This is a genomic window from Mitsuaria sp. RG (assembly GCF_028369275.1).
In the GTDB taxonomy this organism is placed as follows: domain Bacteria; phylum Pseudomonadota; class Gammaproteobacteria; order Pseudomonadales; family Pseudomonadaceae; genus Aquipseudomonas; species Aquipseudomonas peradeniyensis.
In genome coordinates this window covers 1-3,705 of sequence record NZ_JAQMYQ010000091.1, presented here as the reverse complement: position 1 = coordinate 3,705, position 3,705 = coordinate 1, and the positions used below count along the sequence as shown (strand labels likewise).

Genomic DNA, 3,705 nt, shown 5'->3' with positions numbered 1-3,705 from the left:
GCTGCACAGCAGCCCCGGTGATCTAGAGCACCCCGTGCATCCGCACCACAACACCAAGGAACTCGCAGCCCTCCTCGCACACCAAAGTCGGATAGACATTGTTGAGCGCCTTCAGATACCGCTGCCCACCCTCCTCGGTCAACTGCCGAAAGATCGCGGACTTGCCTGGCAGCCGGGCAATCACCAGACGCCCCGGCTCGGCGGGCACACCATCATCGACCAGGATTCGAACCCCCTCGGGCACGCTCCTGCCACTGGCGGCACTCATGGTGTCGTTCTCGACCGTCAGCCAGAACGCCTTGCCCTGGGCCAGGTAGTCAGTCTGCTCGAAGACCTCCGGCGCTTCCTGCTCCTGCTGACCCAAGGTGCTCCAGTCACGTACCGGATAGCGGAAACACACGAAGTATTTCGCCAGCCCGTCGTCATCGTCGTCCTCGAGGCCATAACGCGCCCGCTCCTCACCCACCTGCCCCAGCACACGCAGTTGCATGCTGACCTGGTAATGCGGCATGCCCAACTCGATGAACGTGCGGTTCATCGAGTCGACCCGAGGCTGACGGCGTTTCTTCAGCCAATGGCCGATGCTGCCCTGGGAAACCCCAACGCGTTCGGCAAGCTGCTCCTGGGAGATATCGAGCTCCTCGATCCGTTCCCGGACCAGAGCTATCCATTTGTCCATATTCATCGCAGGCACGATACGGACTGCCTCCCTGCGTTCAATACACATCAAGTAGTATTTGCCTAAACACATTTCAATACTTTAGGTATTAGAATCGGACTTCACCTTTCACCTATTGGTATTCGCAGGTAATCAGGATGAGCATCTCGAAAGAAACGGAAACAGATCTCGACGAAGAAGCAGCCCGCCGCGCCCTCGATTTCTACCTCAACCCCACCCCCACGCCCCGCGACCTGGAGCGTTCGCTATGGACCCTGCGCGATGGCGTCAGCAACGCCCAGGCTTGCGACCATGCCATGGCCCTGCTGCGCTGCGCGTCGGCCACAGCACAGGAAACCGGCAACCATCTGCAGGGCACGACGCGGGAAGTAGTGTTTGCGCTGATGCACATGGTCAACATGGCCCGCGCCCTGCTCGAGCAGTGCCACGCCACGGAAAAGGCATCGATCTGAAGGACAGCCCTTTCAAGGTGCTGATAATTGGCGTCCGGCTTGGATTTGCCGGGGCTGCTTTGCAGCCTTTTCCGGCCGGTCCGACGCCTCGGCAAGGCCGCTCCTACAGGGGCGCGCGGTCTCCTGTAGGAGCGGCCTTGTGCCGCGAAAGGGTCGCAAAGCGACCCCGGCAATCTTGAATAGGAACAGCCATATCCCAAAAATCGCAAAGCTTGAAAGGGATGGCTGTGAAGGGAGAACGTGATAGCCGACGAACGGCAAAAGCCCCGATTGCCGGGGACGAGGTGTGCGTCAGTTAGATATTTTTTTGCCAATCGCGGAAAAATCATTTGACTGGCAAATGATAACGATTATTATTGCACTCAGCAGGTCGCGAGACCCGCTGGATAACCTGCAACGTCCTCAGGTCGGACGCTCAGATTATCTCCTCATCAGGCTAATCACGGTTTTTGACCCGGCTTTTTGCCGGGTCATTTTTTTTGGCTCTTCAGGCTAATGAAGATCGTTGATGGCGGCGATGATAGCAAAACTGTGTCAGGACGTGAACGCTCATTACAAATCTTTGCGGAATCAGCACTTGAGAATCAATCTCGTTTAGCTTAAGCTGATTCTGCATCAAGGAAGATGCCCCCACCCCTTTCCTTAATGAGCAAGGAGCTGTCCATGACCCGCCTGCTGCTGCCCCTCGAGCACGACCCGCGCACCGCCGAACAGCATGGCGAGGACGCGCTGCTGCATGCGCTCAAGCGCCTGCCGCGCCGGGTCCAGCAAGTCTTCCTGCTCAACCGCCTCGACCAGCAGGGCTTCGCCGCCATCGCTGAACGCCTGGACCTGCCGCTGATCAGCATCGAGCGCCACATGAACCAGGCCCTGCAGACCGCCCGCGCCCCCGGCGACGCGCTGGCCAGCATCGCCGGCCAATGGTACGTGCGCCTGCAGAGCCCGCAGGTGACCGCCAGCGAACGCATCGACTTCCGCCGCTGGCTGGATGCCGACCCCGACCACCTGCGCGCCTTCCACGAAACCGAACTGCGCTGGCGCAGCCTGCTTGCCCCTGCCCGACAATTGGGCCATGACGGCTGGTACCGGCAAGGGCGTGCGGCGTTATCGCTGGGTGGCTGCTCGATTGCCGTCGGGCTTGGTGTTGCTGCGCTTGTAGCGCTGGGGCTACTGGCCTGAAGAGTCTGGGGCTGCGCTGCAGCCCTTCGCGGCAAAAGGCCGCTCCTACAGGAAACCGCGCACTTCTGTAGGAGCGGCCTTGTGCCGCGAAGGGGGCGCAGAGCGCCCCCAGTCCAATTAACCTGCGCACCCCCGCCGCCAAGCGGTGTAGAGTACAGTCACAACAACGCCAACAGGAGGCTGGCAATGACCGTGACGCTCTCCCCGCTGCACATCGACTGCGATTTCGACTCCGGCAACATCCTGGTCCTGGACGCCAGCAACCCTGCGCACGTCCACCTGAACATCCGCAAGGACAGCCACAGCGACCACTTCCAGTGGTTCCACTTCAAGGCCAGCGGCCTGACCCCGGGCCAGGTCCATCGCTTCAGCCTGGACAACGCTGCCGAGTCCTCCTACAAGAACGCCTGGACCGGCTACCACGCCGTGGCCTCCTACGACCAGCAGACCTGGTTCCGCGTGCCCAGCCAGTTCGACGGTAAGGCCCTGAGCTTCGACTTCAAGGCTGAACAGGCGCAGGCCTGGTTCGCCTACTTCGAGCCCTACCCTCGTGCGCGCCACAACCAGCTGATCGAGCGCGCCAAGCAGATTCCCGGCGTCGAGCTGCTGGCCAGCGGGCGCAGCGTGCAAGGGCGCGACATTCCCCTGCTGCGTGCGGGCGACGGTGCGACCGGCAAGCGTAAGCTATGGATCATCGCCCAGCAGCACCCGGGCGAGCACATGGCCGAGTGGTTCATGGAAGGCGTGATCGACGCCCTCGAAGCCAACGGCCCGGTCATCCAGCAACTGCTGGCCAAGGCCGACCTGTACCTGATCCCCAACATGAACCCGGACGGCGCCTTCCTCGGCCACCTGCGCACCAACTTCAAGGGCAAGGACCTCAACCGCGCCTGGCAGGACGCCAGCGTCGAACTGAGCCCCGAGGTGTTCTTCGCCCAGAGCCAGATGAAGCTGCATGGCGTGGATGCGTTCATCGATGCCCATGGCGACGAGGAGATCCCCCATGTGTTCACCGCGGCCTGCGAGGGCAACCCCGGCTACACGCCACGCATCGCCAAACTGGAAGAGCAGTTCCGCAGCACCCTGTGCAGCCTGACAAAGGACTTCCAGACGAAATACGGCTACACCCGCGACGAACCGGGCCAGGCCAACATGACCCTGGCGTGCAATGCCGTGGGCCAGGCCCATGACTGCCTGTCGCTGACCCTGGAGATGCCGTTCAAGGACCATGACGATGCGCCGAATCCACGCACCGGCTGGTCGGGCGAACGCTCGAAGGCGCTGGCCGGGGCGGTGCTGGAGACGTTGCTGAAGATGGTCGGCGATCTGCGCTGAGCAGCACGCTTCCCTGTGTAGGAGCGGCCTTGTGCCGCGAAAGGGCTGCGGAGCAGCCCC

4 protein-coding genes are annotated in these 3,705 nt (G+C 61.9%); 3 read left to right on the top strand and 1 reads right to left on the bottom strand.

Going from position 1 to position 3,705, the window contains the following annotated elements:
- Nucleotides 1-22: 22 nt before the first annotated feature.
- Complete coding sequence (locus POF53_RS25770) at nt 23-685, bottom strand: S24 family peptidase (RefSeq protein ID WP_498970024.1); 663 nt, start codon at nt 683-685, stop codon at nt 23-25.
- Nucleotides 686-816: 131 nt separating this feature from the next.
- On the opposite strand from POF53_RS25770, the gene POF53_RS25765 reads away from it, so the two are divergent.
- From POF53_RS25765 to POF53_RS25755, 3 genes are all read left to right on the top strand, one after another.
- Nucleotides 817-1,131, top strand: coding sequence for a DUF6124 family protein (locus tag POF53_RS25765; RefSeq protein WP_203647340.1), 315 nt, complete (start codon nt 817-819; stop codon nt 1,129-1,131).
- A 663-nt stretch (nt 1,132-1,794) separates the two neighbouring features.
- On the top strand, nt 1,795-2,310 hold the full coding sequence (locus POF53_RS25760; protein WP_232855898.1) for a DUF4880 domain-containing protein: 516 nt from the start codon (nt 1,795-1,797) through the stop codon (nt 2,308-2,310).
- 186 nt (nt 2,311-2,496) lie between these two features.
- A complete protein-coding gene (locus POF53_RS25755; RefSeq protein ID WP_232855897.1) occupies nt 2,497-3,645 on the top strand; it encodes a M14 family metallopeptidase in 1,149 nt (382 codons plus the stop codon).
- Nucleotides 3,646-3,705 lie beyond the last annotated feature (60 nt).

Coding starts and splice junctions, on each gene's coding strand:
- POF53_RS25765 (WP_203647340.1), top strand. CDS start 817: ATGAGCATCTCGAAAGAAACGGAAACAGATCTCGACGAAGAAGCAGCC.
- POF53_RS25770 (WP_498970024.1), bottom strand. CDS start 685: ATGAATATGGACAAATGGATAGCTCTGGTCCGGGAACGGATCGAGGAG.
- POF53_RS25755 (WP_232855897.1), top strand. CDS start 2,497: ATGACCGTGACGCTCTCCCCGCTGCACATCGACTGCGATTTCGACTCC.
- POF53_RS25760 (WP_232855898.1), top strand. CDS start 1,795: ATGACCCGCCTGCTGCTGCCCCTCGAGCACGACCCGCGCACCGCCGAA.